Raw genomic sequence first — 14,222 nt, forward strand, 5'->3', positions numbered from 1 at the left:
GATCGTGGGTTCCGACCCTCCCTCCGTATGACGTCCGGGTGTCGCGGTGCTCAGACGGTCGCGAAGGTCCGGCGGTACTCCCCTGGCGTGACGCCGACGAGGCGCCGGAAGTGGTGCCGCAGGAGCGTCGCCGACGAGAACCCGCACCGGTGCGCGACATGGTCGACGTCGAGGTCGGTCGACTCCAGCAGCGTCCGTGCGGCGAAGATCCGCTGCTGGACGAGCCACTGCACGGGGGTCGTCCCGGTCTCGGCGGAGAAGCGCCGTGCGAACGTCCGGGTCGACAAGCCGGCCAGCTCGGCCAGCCGGGCGACAGGCTGCTGCTCGTCGAGGTGCTCGACCATCCAGTCGAGGACCTCGGCGAACACGTCGTCGCTGCACGTCGGCACCGGCCGCTCGATGAACTGCCGCTGACCCCCGTCGCGCTGCGGCGGGACGACCATGCGGCGGGCGATGGCGTTGGCGGCGTCGCTGCCGATCTCGCGGCGTACGAGGTGCAGCGCCGCGTCGATGCCGGCGGCGGTGCCCGCGCTCGTGACGACATCACCATCGTCGACGAAGAGGACGTCCTCGTCGACCTTCGCCACGGGGTACATCTCGCGCAGGTGCGCCGCGTGCCGCCAGTGGGTCGTGCACGGCCGGCCGTCGAGCAGCCCGGCGGCCGCGAGGATGAAGGCCCCGCTGCACATGCTGAGCATGATCGCGCCGTCGGAGTGAGCGGCGCGCAGGGCGTCGAGGATCACCGGGTCCATGTCGGTGAGCTCTTCGCCCGTCCGTCGCCACGACGGGACGACGACGACGAGGTCGGCACCGCGCAGGCCTTCGAGCCCGTGCTCGGGGACGACCGCCGAGCCCACCGAGAGCCGCAGCGGGACGCCCGCCTCCGGACCGCAGATGCGGAAGTCGAACGGGGGCACGCCGTCCTCGGTCCGGTCGATCCCGAACACCTCGCACGCGACGCCGAGCTCGAAGGTCGCGACGTCGTCGAGGACCAGGGCTGCCACTGTCCGAATCATCCCCTCACCGTACGTGGCAGGATCTTCATGGTCAATGACCTTTCCGCCACTGGTGGCAGGATCTCGCTCGTCGCAAACTGAGTGCCATGAGGTTCTTCAAGAAGCACCACAGCACCCACACCCCGCGATTCCCGGCCTACCGGACGGGCAACGGCAACCGTGACCGCCAGCGCATCGGTGCCGAGCTCGACGCGATGCGCGTGCACAGCGGGCGCTGATCGGCCGTGACACGATCGCCGCATGACGACGCTGCGGGCGATCACCGGCGCGAGCGGCCATGTCGGAGGGATGACGGCACGCCACCTCGCCGATGCGGGGCTGCCGATCCGGCTCGTCGTCCGTGATCCGAGCCGGGCACCGTCCCTGCCCGGAGCGGACGTCGCGGTCGCGTCGTACGACGACGGGGACGCATGCCTCACCGCCTTCGAAGGCGTGGACACGCTGTTCCTCGTGTCCGCCACGGAGTCGGCCGACCGTGTCCAGCAGCACCAGACCGCGATCGATGCCGCCGTCGCTGCGGGCGTCCGTCAGGTCGTCTATCTGTCGTTCGCCGGCGCCGGGGCCGACGCGACGTTCCTGCTGGCCCGCGACCACGGCGCCACCGAGGAATATCTCAAGGCGACCCCGTTGGAGTGGACCTTCTTGCGCGACAACCTCTACACGGAGGCGCTGCGGGCGTTCGCGACGGACGGGGCCATCCGCGGGCCTGGCGGCCAAGGGCGGGTCGCGTCCGTGAGCCAGGTCGATGTCGCCGCTGCGGCCGCGCACGTCCTCGCCGACCCGACCGGCCACGTCGGGCGGGCGTACACGCTGACCGGACCGGAGGCGCTCACGCTCGGCGAGGTCGCCGCGCTGCTCTCCGAGGCCACCGGCGTGCCGGTCACGTACGTGGACGAGACCATCGAAGAGGCGTTCGCGTCGCGGGCACACTACGGCGCGCCGCGGTGGATGGTCGAGGCCTGGATCAGCACCTACACCGCGATCCGCGACGGCGAGCTCGCTCACGTGACGAGCGACATTCCCGACCTGCTCGGACGACCGGCATTGTCGGTCGCGGAGGTCTTCAGCGGCCGTCGCTGACCGCGTCCAGACTGACCGCGTCCAAGACGCGCAGCGCGTTGCCTCCCGCCACCGCCGCGATCTCGTCGGCGCTCCAGCCGCGGGCGGCGAGCGCCTCGAGGATCCGCGGATAGCCCGACACGTCCTCGATCCCGGCAGGGAACACGGCGAAGCCGTCGTAGTCGCCGCCCAGCCCGACGTGCTCGACCCCCATCACGTCGCGTGCGTGCTCGAGGTGCGCGACCACCGCATCCACGCCGACGACCGGCTCGGGCCCGGTCTCGCCGTCGTGGCGCCACGCGGCCCACTCCTCGCTCAGGAAGCTCGGCACGAACGCCACCATCAGCACGCCTCCGTTGTCGCGCAGCCGGACGAGGACCTCGTCGGGGACGTTGCGCGGGTGCTCGGTCACGGCTCGGCAGCCCGAGTGGCTGAAGACCACCGGCGCCGTGGTCACGTCGAGTGCGTCGTGCATCGTCGCCGGCGCCACGTGCGAGAGGTCGACGAGCATGCCAAGACGGTTCATCTCACGGACCACGTCACGCCCGACGTCAGTGAGCCCGCCGTGCACCGGCTCGTCGGTGGCGGAGTCCGCCCACGGGGTGTTGTCGTTGTGGGTGAGCGTCATGTAGGCGACGCCGAGCCGCGCGAAGGTCCGCAGCACGGCGAGCGACCCGTCGATGCTGTGCCCACCCTCGGCTCCGAGCAACGACGCGATCTTTCCTGCCGCCCAGGCGGCGCGGACGTCATCCCCCGTACGGGCGAGCGCGAAGTCCTCCGGATAGTCCTCAACCAGGCGGTGCACGAAGTCGATCTGCTCCAGCGTCGCCTCCACCGCGTCCGCGCCGTCGAGGTCGGTCGGCACGTACACGGACCAGAACTGCGCCCCGACGCCTCCCCGACGCAGCCGCGGCACATCGGTCTGGAAGCGCCCGTGCGGGTCGCGCGTCCCGAGGCCGTCGGTCGCGTACGAGGCCGCGGTGCGCGACTCCCAGGCGAGGTCGTTGTGCCCGTCGAAGACCAGGGCACGCCCCAGCGCCTCGCGTACGGTCAGGTCGGTCGTGTCGGCGAGGGCCGCCGCAGGAAGGGGAGACGTCACCGTCCCACCTTCTCGTACGCGGGGGGCGCCACGCGCGGGCCTCGTGCGTGAGCGTGTCGCGCACAAGGCCCGCGCGCAGGTCAGGTGCCGGCGAGGACGCGACCGACTTCGCCGAGGAACGGGTCGAGATCCTTCGGTGTGCGCGAGGTCACCAGGACGGGACTGCCGGAGTCGTCCCTGACCACCGCCTGGTCGACCCAGGACCCACCGGCGTTGCGGATGTCCGTGGCCAGCGAGGCGTACGACGTCAGGCGCCGACCGTCGACCACGCCCGCCTCGACCAGCGCCCACGGGCCGTGACAGATCGCGGCGATCGGCCTGCCGCTGCCAGCGAACGCCTTGACGATCGTGACGGCGTCACCGTCGAGGCGCAGCGAGTCGGCGTTGAGTGTGCCGCCAGGAACGAGCAGGAGGTCGTACGCCGAGGCGTCGACGTCGGCCAGCGTCGTCGCCGGACTCACCGTCTTGCCGGGGTTCTTGTCGCCCACCAGCGTCTCGATCGGTTCGTCGGAGACGGCGGCGACGTCCACGTGTGCACCCCTCGCGCGCAGGTGCTCCACCGGGACGACGAGCTCGTCCTGCTCGACTCCGTAGTTGGTCGCGATCGCCAGGACGCGGCGACCGTTGAGATCCGGGTCGGTCATCGTGCTCCCTTCCGCTCCGGGTGGCTTCGGGCATTCGGTACCCGATCGTGGCGACTTCACACCCGGTCACGTGCCGCACGCGGACCTAGGCTCGTCCCATGAGGTCGGAGATCGAGGAGGCCGCGCGGGCCGAACGTCGCGCCGACGCACGGGCAGATGCGTCGCGGGTACTGCCACGGATTGCGCAGCTGCTGGCTCCGTACAAGGGCAAGATGCTCCTGGTCGCCCTCGCGGTCGTGACCGGCGCAATCCTCAGCTCGCTGGCGCCGTTCCTCACCAAGGCGGTGTTCGACGACGCCCTCTTCCCGGTGGACGGAGGCAGCGCTGACCTGGGGCTGCTCGGCTGGCTCGTCGCGGGGCTGTGCCTCATCCCGATCGTCACCGCGCTGATCGGGATCGGGCAGAACTACCTCACGTCGACCATCGGCAACTCGGCGATGGCCGACCTGCGCAGCCGGCTGTTCGCGCACCTGCAGACGATGGAGCTCGGCTTCTTCACCGCGACCAAGACCGGCGCGATCCAGTCGCGCCTGGCCAACGACGTCAGCGGCGTCCGTACGGTGCTCACCGACACCGCGACCACGATCCTGCAGAACGTCGTGACCGTGAGCTCGGCGCTGGTCGCGATGGTGATCTTGTCGTGGCAGCTGACGCTCATCACACTGATCCTGATGCCGCTGTTCGTGGTGATCCAGGTCCGGGTGGGGCGACGGCGGCAGCGACTGGCCCGCAAGACGCAGGAGTCGCTCTCGGAGATGACGGCCATCACCGAGGAGGCGCTGTCGGTCTCCGGCATCCTGCTGGCGAAGGTGTTCAACCGCGCCGAGAGCGAGACCCTGCGCTATCGCGAGGAGAACCAGCGCCAGACGCACCTGCAGGTGACGGCGGCGATGACTGGCCGCACGTTCTTCGCGATGGTGCAGACGTTCTTCGCGATCACCCCGGCGATCATCTACCTGGTCGCCGGCTTCATGCTCACCGGACGCATGGACTTCTCCGGCGGCGGACTCACCGCCGGCACGCTCGTCGCCTTCACGACGCTGCAGTCACGCCTGCAGATGCCGCTGATCCAGCTCATGCGGGTCACGCTCGACGTCCAGACATCGCTCGCACTGTTCCGCCGGATCTTCGAGTACCTCGACCTCGAGCCCGCGATCATCGAGCGTCCGGACGCGCGACCGCTGCCCGACACCGGGCAGGGCGGGCGGGTCGAGTTCCGCGCGGTGTCGTTCCGCTATCCGCCGCCGCGACTGCTCGGCGTCCCGCCTCGTGGCACCGACGAGCACGACCCGGTCACCGAGGAGCGCTGGACGCTGCGGGAGGTCTCGCTCGCGGTCGAACCGGGCCAGCTCGCCGCGATCGTCGGACCGTCGGGGTCGGGCAAGACGACGATGACGTACCTCGTGCCGCGCTTCTACGACGTCACCGAGGGCGCGGTGCTCATCGACGGCGTGGACGTCCGGGACGCGACCGAGCACTCGCTGGCAACGACCGTCGGGATGGTGACGCAGGAGCCGTACCTCTTCCACGGCACGATCTTCGCCAACATCGCGTACGCCAAGGAGGGTGCGACACCTGCGGAGGTCGAGCAGGCTGCCCGCGACGCCAACATCCACGACCGGATCATGAGCTTCGCCGAGGGGTACGAGACGATCACCGGCGAGCGCGGCTACCGCCTGTCGGGAGGCGAGAAGCAGCGGATCGCGATCGCGCGCGTGTTCTTGATGAACCCGCGCGTGCTCATCCTCGACGAGGCGACGTCGGCGCTGGACACGGAGACGGAGCGGCTGGTGCAGGACGCGCTGGAGCGCGCGACCGTCGGGCGTACGACGATCGCCATCGCGCATCGGCTCTCGACGATCCAGAACGCCGACGTGATCTTCGGCCTCGAGGACGGCCGGCTGGTCGAGCGGGGCACGCACGCCGAGCTGCTCGCGGAGGGCGGGCTGTACTCGCGGCTGTACGTCGAGCAGTTCGGCGGCGGCGAGGTGGAAGGGCGCTTCCGCGACGGCGTGCTGTTCCGGGACGGGACGTGCGTCCGCGACCGCGAAGGCCACGTCCGCGCCGACGTCCCCCTCTAGGCTCGCGAGCTATTCCTGGATGACGGAAAGCACGTTGCCGGCGGGGTCGGTGAACCACGCGATGAGCGGCCCGCCCCCGCGGAACACTCCCTTCTCGTCGGTCGCCATCGGCGTCCCCTCGTACTTCTCGAACACGACTCCGCGCGCGCTCAGTCCGTCCACGGCGGCCTCGACGTCGGGCACCGGGAAGTTGAGGATCGTGTACGAGGCCGGCTCGTGCTGGTCGCCCTTCGGATAGACGAGCGTGTCGCGACCTCCGGCGAGGTGGAGCCGCAGCATCCCGTCCTCCTCGTCGACGTCCAGACCGAGCACATCGGCATAGAAGTCACGGGCCTTCGGAATGTCGTCGACGGAAAAGCCCTGGAAGGCGGGTGATTCGGCGAGCATGACGTTCTCCTGTCCCGGGCCCATGGACGGGCCCTCGTACGGTGGACCGCTCGGGCCGCGCGAACTCAGCGGCGCCGCAGCGGTCGCGTGGCCGGCCCCTCGATCACCGATCCGTCGTCGGCGAACCGAGACCCGTGCAGCGGGCAGTCCCAGGTGCGCTCGGCGTCGTTCCACTCCACGACCCCGCCGAGGTGCGTGCAGACCGCGCTCAGCCGCGTGCCGTCTCCGGAGTCCGCGCACGGCGGAAGCCCCCGTACGGACGGCGGGTCCTCGTCGCGCGACAGTGCTGCCGACACCCAGCCCTTGCCCAGCTCGGCCCCGACCTCCGCATTGACCACCGCCGCCGTCGTCGCGTCCCGGAGGGCGGGTCGCCGCCAGGCCCGTACGGAGTCGCGCCAGCCTGGCGCCTCACCGAGGAGGTCCCCGGCGAGCGCGAGGCCTGCGGCAGCGCCCATCGCCATCCCCCACTTGTCGAACCCGGTCGCGACGTGGACGTGCGGGTCGACCGGCAGCAGACGTCCGACGTACGGCAGCCCGCCCGTCGGGGAGTAGTCTTGCGCCGACCAGGTCGCCAGCGGTGTCCCCACCCCGAACGTCTCTCGTGCCCACGCGACCAGCTCGTCGAGCTTCGCGGCCTCCGAACGCGCACGCCCGGTCGTGTGCCCGTTGCCGCCGACCAGGAGCACGGATCCGTCCGGTGTCGACGTCCGCAACGACCGCGTCGGGGCGTCGATCGACAGGTGCATGGCGTCGACCGCCGGGCCCTCGGTGCGGAACGCGGCGGCGTACGACCGCTTCGGCGACAGCCTTGCGAAGAATCCCCCACGGTCGAGGATCGGTGTGCCGGTGGCGAGCACGACGTCCTGGGCCTCAATCGTCGCGTGCGCGGTTCGGACTCGGCGGCGGGGTCCCCTCTCCACGCCGAGCACGCGAGTGCCCTCGAAGATCCGCGCACCGGCGTCGACGGCATCGGCAGCGACGCGGGCGGTCAGTGCAACGGCGTCGACCTGTCCTTGCCCCACCAACCGGATCGCCCCGCGCACCTCGTACGGCAAGCCAGGCTCGCCGTCCCACACCACAGGCAGGTCGGCCTCTACGCATGCCTCCTGCTCCTGGCGCAGCCGACGCTCACCAGCGGCCGTGGTGGCGTAGGTGACCGCGTCACGCTCGTCGTACGACAGACCGCTGGTCTGGCAGTACGCGCGGATCCAGTCCTGCCCGGCACGGTTCGCGCCGACGTACCCGCGCAGGCTCTCGGCGTGGTGCTGCTGGATCGTCGAGAGCCGCGTCCCCTGCAGCAGGCTGACCTTGCCGGTCGTCCCGCCCGTCGTTCCAGCCGCCACCGTTCGCGCTTCGACGACGACTACCGACGTGCCCGCACGGGCCAGCGCCAGCGCTGTGGTCACCCCCACCAGGCCCGCGCCCACCACGACGACGTCGCAAGCGAGGTCGTCGGTGAGCGGCTCGTACGTCGGGCGGTCAGGGTTCTGGTCGTCCCACCAGGAATGCATCGGGATCCTTCCGTCGGACCTCCGGTACCCAACCGCGTCGAGGGCAGTCGATGTTTTGGGTCGCCCGCCGGCGGGTACCGCCTCAACGCCGCCATCCACGAGTGCACGAGGAGTCGACGTGGGCACGAACGCGTACGACGTGGTGGTCGTCGGTGCAGGTCCGAACGGTCTGGTCGCGGCCAACCTGCTTGCTGACGCCGGGCTCGATGTGGTCGTCCTCGAGGCGCAGTCCGATCTGGGCGGCGCGGTCCGCAGCGCGCGGGACGTTCACCCCGACTACGTGCACGACACCTTCAGCTCCTTCTATCCGCTGGCCGCGGCGTCGCGGGCGATGCGGGGCCTCGACCTCGAGCGCTACGGGCTCGAGTGGAGCCACGCTCCTGCCGTACTCGGGCACCCGCTCCCGGACGGAGCCTGGGTGATGCTTCACCGCGACGTCGACGCGACGGCTCGGTCCCTCGAGGCGCTCGGAACGGGCGATGGCGACCTCTGGCACGAGTGGGTCGGCGACTGGGCGCACGTCGGCGACGCCGTGGTCGACGCGCTCACGTCGCCGTTCCCGCCCGTGCGCGCAGGAGTACGGACCCTGTGGGCGCTGCGCTCAGTCGGCGGCCTCGACTACGTGCGGCGCCTGCTGGAGCCGGCGACCGCGCTCGGGCGCGACGGCTTCCGAGGCCCAGGGGCGGCGCTGCTGATCGCCGGCAACGCCGGACACGCCGACATCCCCACCGACGCCGCCGGGTCCGGCCTGATGGGTCTGCTGATGACGATGCTCGGCCAGACGGTCGGGTTCCCCGTTCCCCGCGGTGGCGCCGGGCAGCTCACCGCCGCACTCGCCTCGCGATTCGTGTCCCTGGGCGGCGAGGTCCGGACCTCGACACGCGTGGAGCGCGTGCAGCTGCAGGACGGCCAGGCGGTCGGCGTGCGTCTCGACGACGGCCAGACCGTACGGGCGGACCGCGCAGTCGTCGCCGACGTCGTGGCGTCCTCGTTGTACGGCAAGCTGATCTCGGTCGACGACCTCCCGGCGCGGCTGCGGCGGCGGATGCGCCACTTCACACTCGACCCGGGCACGGTCAAGGTCGACTGGGCGCTCGACGGGCCGGTGCCGTGGTCGTCGCCACCACCGACCGCCCCGGGCACCGTCCATCTCGCCGACTCCGTCACCGCGATGGCCGAGACCCACGCCCAGATCGCGGGGTCCACGATCCCGGCCGAGCCATTCCTCGTCGTCGGGCAGATGTCAACTGCCGACCCGACGCGCTCGGCCGCAGGAACGGAGGCGCTGTGGGCGTACACGCACGTGCCGCAGGAGGTCCGCCACGACGCCGGAGGCGAGGGCCTCACGGGGCGGTGGGATCACGACGAGGTCGAGCGGTTCGCCGATCGCGTGCAGCGGCGGTTGGAGGCGTACGCGCCTGACCTCGCGAGCCGCGTGGTGGCGCGTCGGGTGCTCGGACCGCGCGAGCTGGAGTCCCGTGACGCGAACCTCGTCGGCGGCGCGATCAACGGCGGCACGTCGGCGATCCACCAGCAGCTCGTGTTCCGACCGGTCCCCGGCAACGGCCGCGCATCGACCCCGGTCCCGGGGCTCTTCCTAGCCTCCGCATCCGCCCATCCCGGTGGCGGTGTCCACGGCGCGCCCGGCGCGAACGCGGCCCGCGCCGTCCTCGCCGAGCCGACGCTGCTGCGCCGGCTGCGAGCCTCGAGAAGGAGCCCATGATGACACTCGTCACCCGTGAGATCCACGCCCCTGCGGACCAGGTGTTCGCCGTCCTCGCCGACGGCTGGACGTACGCGTCCTGGGTCGTCGGAGCCTCACGCATCCGCGACGTCGACGAGGGCTTCCCCTCGCCCGGGACGAAGATCTACCACTCGGTCGGCACGTGGCCGATACTCATCGACGACACCACCTCCGTCCTCGCGTGCGAGCCTGGGAAGCGACTCGAGCTGCAGGTACGCGCGTGGCCCATGGGCGAGGGATACGTCGGTCTCACCCTCCGCGATCGCGACGGGACGACGACGGTGGAGATGGAGGAGCACACCGTCAGCGGGCCCGCGAAGCTCCTGCCCGGCCCGGTCGAGGCGCTCAGCCTGCGCGCACGCAACCGCGAGGCGCTGCGTCGGCTGGCCTACTTGGCCGAGGGCCGCAGCCGCTAGCGCGGCGGCCGTGCTCGCCGCGTTGGTCGCCCTCGTGACCCAGCGCCGCGAGTCCGCATGGGGGAACGCGACCCCGGAGCCGGTCGTGCAGGAGCTCGGAGCGCCACACGCGAAAGGCTCAGCCGGACAGGGCAGTGGCCTTCGCGGCGTACACCTCGCGCTCCCGCAGGTTGCCCGACAGCGCAGCCGCCTGCTCGTACGCCTCCCGTGCCTCCGTGGTGCGACCGAGGCGGGCGAGCAGGTCGGCGCGGACCGCGGGGAGCTGCGGGTACGAGGCCATCGCGGGCGTTCCGGCGATCGCGTCGACGACGGCGAGCCCCCGCTCGGGACCTTCGGCGAAACCGACGGCGACCGCGCGGTTGAGCTCGACGACCGGCGACGGCCAGGCGTGCCGCAGAAAGACGTAAAGGGCGGCGATGCGCCTCCAGTCGGTGTCGTCCGCGTGTGCCGCACGCGCGTGGCAGGCGGCGATCTCGGCCTGGATCGCGTACGGGCCGAGCGCGGGCCCGTCCGGTCCGGGGGCGCTCGCGAGCTCCTCCGCGCAGGCGAGCGCCTCGAGCCCTCGACGGAGGAGCGTGCGATCCCAGCGCCGCCGGTCCTGGTCGAGGAGGAGGACGGGATGCCCGGCGGGAGTGGTCCGGGCCGGGAGGCGTGAGGCCTGGAGCTCAAGGAGGGCGACGAACCCGTGACCCTCGGGATCATCCGGTACGAGTGTCGTGAGCAACCGGGCGAGGCGCAGCGCCTCGTGGCACAGCGCCGGGCGCATCCAGTCGTCGCCTGCCTGCGCGGCGTACCCCTCGTTGAAGATGAGGAAGACGACCTCCCTCACCGAGCGCAGCCGTGCTGCCCGCTCGGCCGCATCGGGCATCGCGAAGACGACGCCGCGGTCGGTCAGCGCCTTCTTCGCCCGCGAGATGCGTTGGCCCGCGGTCTTCTCCGGGATCAGGAAACCGCGCGCAATCTCGCTCGTGCTCAGCCCGCCGACGCACCGCAGGGTCAGCGCGACGCGGGACTCCACCGACAGCGCCGGATGGCACGCGGTGAAGATCAGCCGCAGGAGGTCGTCGCCGATGTCGTCGTCGAGCGCGTCCTCGACCTCGTCGCCGGGGTGCGTCGCGATCTCGGTGTCGCGTCCGACCTGCTCGAGCTTGCGCTGGTAGGTGGCGCGACGCCGCGCGCCGTCGATCGCGCGGTTCTTGGCGGTGGTCATCAGCCACCCTGCGGGGTTCGGCGGGATGCCCGCCGTCGGCCACTGCTCGAGCGCGACGACGAGGGCATCCTGCGCGAGCTCCTCGGCGAGCCCGACGTCACCGGTCACGCGTGCGAGTCCGGCGACGAGCCGGCCGGCCTCGATCCGCCACACCGCCTCGACCGCAGCGCGCGCCGCCCCCTCGCCGGATGTCACACCGCCGATCCAAGCACACACCCCGCTCCGCCCCACGATTTGACGGGCTAGCCACCGTTCTCGGCAAGAAAGTGGTGGGCAACCCGTCAAATCGTGGGGCGGGGCGGGGACGGGGGTCAGGCGGGGGGCGCGAAGTCCTCCGGGCCGAAGATCTTCACGACGCGGGCACTCCCCTCCCACGCGGGCCAGTGCTCCTGGTGGACCGCGAGGAACCGGCGCGCCCACTCGACCGCCTCTTCCTTCGTACGGACCTCGTACAGCGCATAGCTGATGAGCTCCTTCGCCTCGGTGAACGGGCCGTCGGCGACGGTGATCTCGCCGCCGGTGAGGTCCACACGGGCGCCGAACGCGCTTGGGGCGAGCCCGGCGTTGTCGAGCATCGCGCCCGAGCTGGTCGCCTCGGCACCGAGGGTCATGATCGCCTCCATGAGCTCGGGCGGCGGGGGGCCTTCGGGCGGGGTTCCGTCGAGAATGACGAGGTAACGCATGGTGATCTCCTTCGAAGTGGTTCTGGTGTGGGTTCTGGTCAGGACGGGGAGACGGTGCGGCGGTAGCGGTCCAGCGCGACGGCGGTGATCCACCCGAAGACGAGGACGATGGCGGCGGTGAACGCGAGGTTAGCGGCGGCAGCGCCCGCGCCGACGGCAACAGCACCGAAGCCGGCGAGGAAGACGACTCCGACGATCCGCGAGAAGACGGCCCGCGTGAGACGCCCGTCCGCCGTGTAGCGCCGGGCCAGCACGAAGCACGCGACGGCGAGGCAGGTGAAGCCGACTGCACCCGCGGCGAGATGGAGCGTCCCGTGCCACGAGATGTCGCCAGGCCCCTCGGCGGTGCCGACCGGGAACCCGTACGCCGCGTCGGCGCGGAAGGCGGCCGCCGCGACCAGCGAGATCCCGTACGCCGCCACGAGGCGCGGGGCCCAGCGAGCTCCGCGTCCAGGGGTCAGCGCCCGCCCCAGGCCGACCGCGAAGGCGACGAGCATGAGACCCGTGAGGGTGAAGTTCGCGATCTGGATCCAGCCGTGGTCGCCGAGCGCCAGCATGCTCCACTGATGGACTGCCGGGTCGAAGCCGTCCCGCATGAACACCTGGGCGAGCGCGACGCTCACGTAGAACGGGCCGGCGAGCACGCCGTACCCGAGGAGCGACCTGGTGACGCGGGTCGCGGGGTCGCAGTCGTTGTGCGTACGGGTGGTGCCGTGGGTCTCGGGTGTGCGTGTCGTGGTGGCCATCGTGGTCTCCTGCGGTTGTCGGCCGCCGCCCTGCGCGTCGGCCTCTCACGACCTCCACGAACGACGGCGGCCGACTTCTACAGCGACCACAGAAGTTTTTTCCCGCGCTACAGCGCGAGCCCCACGTACTTCACCTCGAGGTACTCGTCGATCCCCTCGGCGCCGCCCTCGCGGCCGAAGCCCGACGACTTCACGCCGCCGAACGGCGCGGCCGGGTTGGACACCACGCCCTGGTTGATGCCGACCATCCCGGTCTGCAGCCCCTCGTACACCCGCACCGCACGCTCGAGCGACTCGGTGAACGCGTACGCGACGAGGCCGTACTCGGTGTCGTTGGCCAGCCGCAGTGCCTCCTCGTCGGAGGAGAACGTGAACACCGGCGCGACCGGGCCGAAGATCTCCTCGCGGAAGACCTGCGCATCCGTCGAGACACCGGCGAGCACCGTCGGCGGATAGAACCACCCCGGCCCCTCCGGCACCTCGCCGCCGGTCAGCACCTCCGCGCCCGACCCGACGGCGTCCGCGACCAGCTCGGCAACCTTCGTGCGGGCTTTCTCCTCGACCAGCGGACCGACCTGCACACCCTCCTCGGAGCCGCGTCCGACCGACATCGCGCCCATCCGCTCCGACAGGCGCCGCGAGAACTCGTCAGCCACGGACTCGTGCACGAGGAACCGGTTGGCCGCGGTGCACGCCTCGCCGATGTTGCGCATCTTGGCGAGCATCGCGCCGTCGACCGCGCGGTCGAGGTCGGCGTCCTCGAAGACGAGGAACGGCGCGTTGCCGCCGAGCTCCATCGACACCCGGAGGATGCCTTCGGCGCTCTGCTCGATGAGCCGGCGCCCGACCTCGGTGGAGCCGGTGAACGTGAGCTTGCGCAGGCGCGGGTCACGGACCAGCGGCTCCATGACCTCGCCGGTCGACTGGGTGGTGATGACGTTGAGGACGCCTTCGGGCAGCCCGGCCTCGACGAGGATGTCGGCGAGCGCGAGCATCGTGAGCGGCGTCAGCGCGGCCGGCTTGACGACCATCGTGCAGCCCGCGGCGATGGCCGGGCCGATCTTGCGGGTGCCCATCGCCAGCGGGAAGTTCCACGGGGTGATCATCAGGCAGGGGCCGACCGGCTGCTTGAGCGTGAGCAGGCGCGTCGCCCCGTTGGGCGCGACCGCGTACCGGCCGGTGATGCGCACGGCCTCCTCGGAGAACCAGCGGAAGAACTCCGCCCCGTACGCGATCTCGGCCTTCGACTCCGACAGCGGCTTGCCCATCTCGAGCGTCATCAGCAGCGCGAGATCGTCGGCGCGCTCGGTGATGATCTCGAACGCCTTACGGAGGATCTCGCCGCGGTCGCGCGGCGGCGTCTTGGCCCAGTCGTCCTGCGCGGCGACGGCGGCATCGAGTGCGGCGCGCCCGTCGGCCACCGACGCGTTCGCGACGTGCGCGATCGTCTCGCCGGTCGACGGGTCGTGCACGGCGAAGGTCTTGGCGCCCTCGGCGTCGCGCCACTTCCCGGCGACGAACAGCTGGGGGTGCACCCCGGCGACGACCTCGGCCTCGCGACCCTGAAGCACTCCACCGTCCACAGGCATGACGACCTCCTCGTACGTGGCTCTCCTGCCGATCCTC

At 71.4% G+C, this 14,222-nt stretch carries 14 protein-coding genes; 5 read left to right on the forward strand and 9 right to left on the reverse strand.

Annotation, left to right across the window (positions count from 1 at the left end; all coding sequences use genetic code 11):
• Window positions 1-50: 50 nt before the first annotated feature.
• Window positions 51-1,016, reverse strand: coding sequence for a GlxA family transcriptional regulator (locus ACFSDF_RS00210; protein ID WP_167000504.1), 966 nt, complete (start codon window positions 1,014-1,016; stop codon window positions 51-53).
• Between the two features lie 86 nt (window positions 1,017-1,102).
• Between ACFSDF_RS00210 and ACFSDF_RS00215 the strand changes: the two genes are divergently transcribed.
• On the forward strand, window positions 1,103-1,234 hold the full coding sequence (locus ACFSDF_RS00215; RefSeq protein WP_255490670.1) for a hypothetical protein: 132 nt from the start codon (window positions 1,103-1,105) through the stop codon (window positions 1,232-1,234).
• A gap of 22 nt (window positions 1,235-1,256) precedes the next feature.
• Entirely contained in the window at window positions 1,257-2,096 is an 840-nt protein-coding gene (locus ACFSDF_RS00220; protein WP_167000506.1) for an SDR family oxidoreductase, read from the forward strand.
• Here ACFSDF_RS00220 and ACFSDF_RS00225 read toward each other — a convergent pair.
• Together ACFSDF_RS00225 and ACFSDF_RS00230 are read right to left on the reverse strand one after the other, a co-directional pair.
• Window positions 2,080-3,174, reverse strand: a complete 1,095-nt coding sequence (locus tag ACFSDF_RS00225; RefSeq protein WP_243842816.1) for a dipeptidase — start codon at window positions 3,172-3,174, stop codon at window positions 2,080-2,082. The two genes, ACFSDF_RS00220 and ACFSDF_RS00225, sit on opposite strands and share 17 nt — an antisense overlap.
• An 80-nt stretch (window positions 3,175-3,254) precedes the next feature.
• Complete coding sequence (locus tag ACFSDF_RS00230; protein ID WP_167000508.1) at window positions 3,255-3,818, reverse strand: type 1 glutamine amidotransferase domain-containing protein; 564 nt, start codon at window positions 3,816-3,818, stop codon at window positions 3,255-3,257.
• 98 nt (window positions 3,819-3,916) lie between these two features.
• Here ACFSDF_RS00230 and ACFSDF_RS00235 point away from each other — a divergent pair, with 98 nt between their 5' ends.
• Window positions 3,917-5,899 (forward strand): ABC transporter ATP-binding protein, encoded by a 1,983-nt coding sequence (locus ACFSDF_RS00235; RefSeq protein WP_167000510.1) that lies wholly within the window; start codon window positions 3,917-3,919, stop codon window positions 5,897-5,899.
• Window positions 5,900-5,908: 9 nt separating this feature from the next.
• Here ACFSDF_RS00235 and ACFSDF_RS00240 read toward each other — a convergent pair whose 3' ends face one another.
• Window positions 5,909-6,286 (reverse strand): VOC family protein, encoded by a 378-nt coding sequence (locus ACFSDF_RS00240; RefSeq protein WP_167000512.1) that lies wholly within the window; start codon window positions 6,284-6,286, stop codon window positions 5,909-5,911.
• A 65-nt stretch (window positions 6,287-6,351) separates the two neighbouring features.
• Window positions 6,352-7,797, reverse strand: a complete 1,446-nt coding sequence (locus tag ACFSDF_RS00245; protein WP_377155580.1) for an FAD-dependent oxidoreductase — start codon at window positions 7,795-7,797, stop codon at window positions 6,352-6,354.
• A gap of 118 nt (window positions 7,798-7,915) precedes the next feature.
• On the opposite strand from ACFSDF_RS00245, the gene ACFSDF_RS00250 reads away from it, so the two are divergent.
• Both ACFSDF_RS00250 and ACFSDF_RS00255 read left to right on the forward strand, forming a co-directional pair.
• Entirely contained in the window at window positions 7,916-9,520 is a 1,605-nt protein-coding gene (locus tag ACFSDF_RS00250) for a phytoene desaturase family protein (RefSeq protein ID WP_167000516.1), read from the forward strand.
• Window positions 9,520-9,957, forward strand: a complete 438-nt coding sequence (locus tag ACFSDF_RS00255) for an SRPBCC family protein (RefSeq protein ID WP_167000518.1) — start codon at window positions 9,520-9,522, stop codon at window positions 9,955-9,957. The genes ACFSDF_RS00250 and ACFSDF_RS00255 overlap by 1 nt, the downstream gene beginning before the upstream one ends.
• 118 nt (window positions 9,958-10,075) lie before the next feature.
• Here the strand turns inward: ACFSDF_RS00255 and ACFSDF_RS00260 are convergent, their stop codons facing one another.
• The 4 genes from ACFSDF_RS00260 to ACFSDF_RS00275 form a co-directional block, all read right to left on the reverse strand.
• Window positions 10,076-11,362, reverse strand: a complete 1,287-nt coding sequence (locus ACFSDF_RS00260) for an RNA polymerase sigma factor (protein ID WP_377155583.1) — start codon at window positions 11,360-11,362, stop codon at window positions 10,076-10,078.
• 116 nt (window positions 11,363-11,478) lie between these two features.
• Window positions 11,479-11,850 carry a YciI family protein gene (locus ACFSDF_RS00265; protein ID WP_167000520.1) on the reverse strand — a complete coding sequence of 124 codons (372 nt, stop codon included), beginning with the start codon at window positions 11,848-11,850 and terminating at the stop codon, window positions 11,479-11,481.
• Between the two features lie 38 nt (window positions 11,851-11,888).
• Window positions 11,889-12,596: a DUF998 domain-containing protein gene (locus ACFSDF_RS00270; protein ID WP_167000521.1), complete on the reverse strand. Its 708-nt coding sequence runs from the start codon at window positions 12,594-12,596 to the stop codon at window positions 11,889-11,891.
• A 107-nt stretch (window positions 12,597-12,703) separates the two neighbouring features.
• Window positions 12,704-14,185 carry an NAD-dependent succinate-semialdehyde dehydrogenase gene (locus ACFSDF_RS00275; protein WP_167000522.1) on the reverse strand — a complete coding sequence of 494 codons (1,482 nt, stop codon included), beginning with the start codon at window positions 14,183-14,185 and terminating at the stop codon, window positions 12,704-12,706.
• Between the last annotated feature and the right edge of the window lie 37 nt (window positions 14,186-14,222).

Origin of the sequence: Mumia zhuanghuii (assembly GCF_042681565.1) — a bacterium.
Taxonomy (GTDB): Bacteria; Actinomycetota; Actinomycetes; order Propionibacteriales; family Nocardioidaceae; genus Mumia.

Coding starts and splice junctions, on each gene's coding strand:
- ACFSDF_RS00210 (WP_167000504.1), bottom strand. CDS start 1,016: ATGATTCGGACAGTGGCAGCCCTGGTCCTCGACGACGTCGCGACCTTC.
- ACFSDF_RS00215 (WP_255490670.1), top strand. CDS start 1,103: ATGAGGTTCTTCAAGAAGCACCACAGCACCCACACCCCGCGATTCCCG.
- ACFSDF_RS00220 (WP_167000506.1), top strand. CDS start 1,257: ATGACGACGCTGCGGGCGATCACCGGCGCGAGCGGCCATGTCGGAGGG.
- ACFSDF_RS00230 (WP_167000508.1), bottom strand. CDS start 3,818: ATGACCGACCCGGATCTCAACGGTCGCCGCGTCCTGGCGATCGCGACC.
- ACFSDF_RS00235 (WP_167000510.1), top strand. CDS start 3,917: ATGAGGTCGGAGATCGAGGAGGCCGCGCGGGCCGAACGTCGCGCCGAC.
- ACFSDF_RS00240 (WP_167000512.1), bottom strand. CDS start 6,286: ATGCTCGCCGAATCACCCGCCTTCCAGGGCTTTTCCGTCGACGACATT.
- ACFSDF_RS00245 (WP_377155580.1), bottom strand. CDS start 7,797: ATGCATTCCTGGTGGGACGACCAGAACCCTGACCGCCCGACGTACGAG.
- ACFSDF_RS00255 (WP_167000518.1), top strand. CDS start 9,520: ATGACACTCGTCACCCGTGAGATCCACGCCCCTGCGGACCAGGTGTTC.
- ACFSDF_RS00265 (WP_167000520.1), bottom strand. CDS start 11,850: ATGCGTTACCTCGTCATTCTCGACGGAACCCCGCCCGAAGGCCCCCCG.
- ACFSDF_RS00270 (WP_167000521.1), bottom strand. CDS start 12,596: ATGGCCACCACGACACGCACACCCGAGACCCACGGCACCACCCGTACG.
- ACFSDF_RS00275 (WP_167000522.1), bottom strand. CDS start 14,185: ATGCCTGTGGACGGTGGAGTGCTTCAGGGTCGCGAGGCCGAGGTCGTC.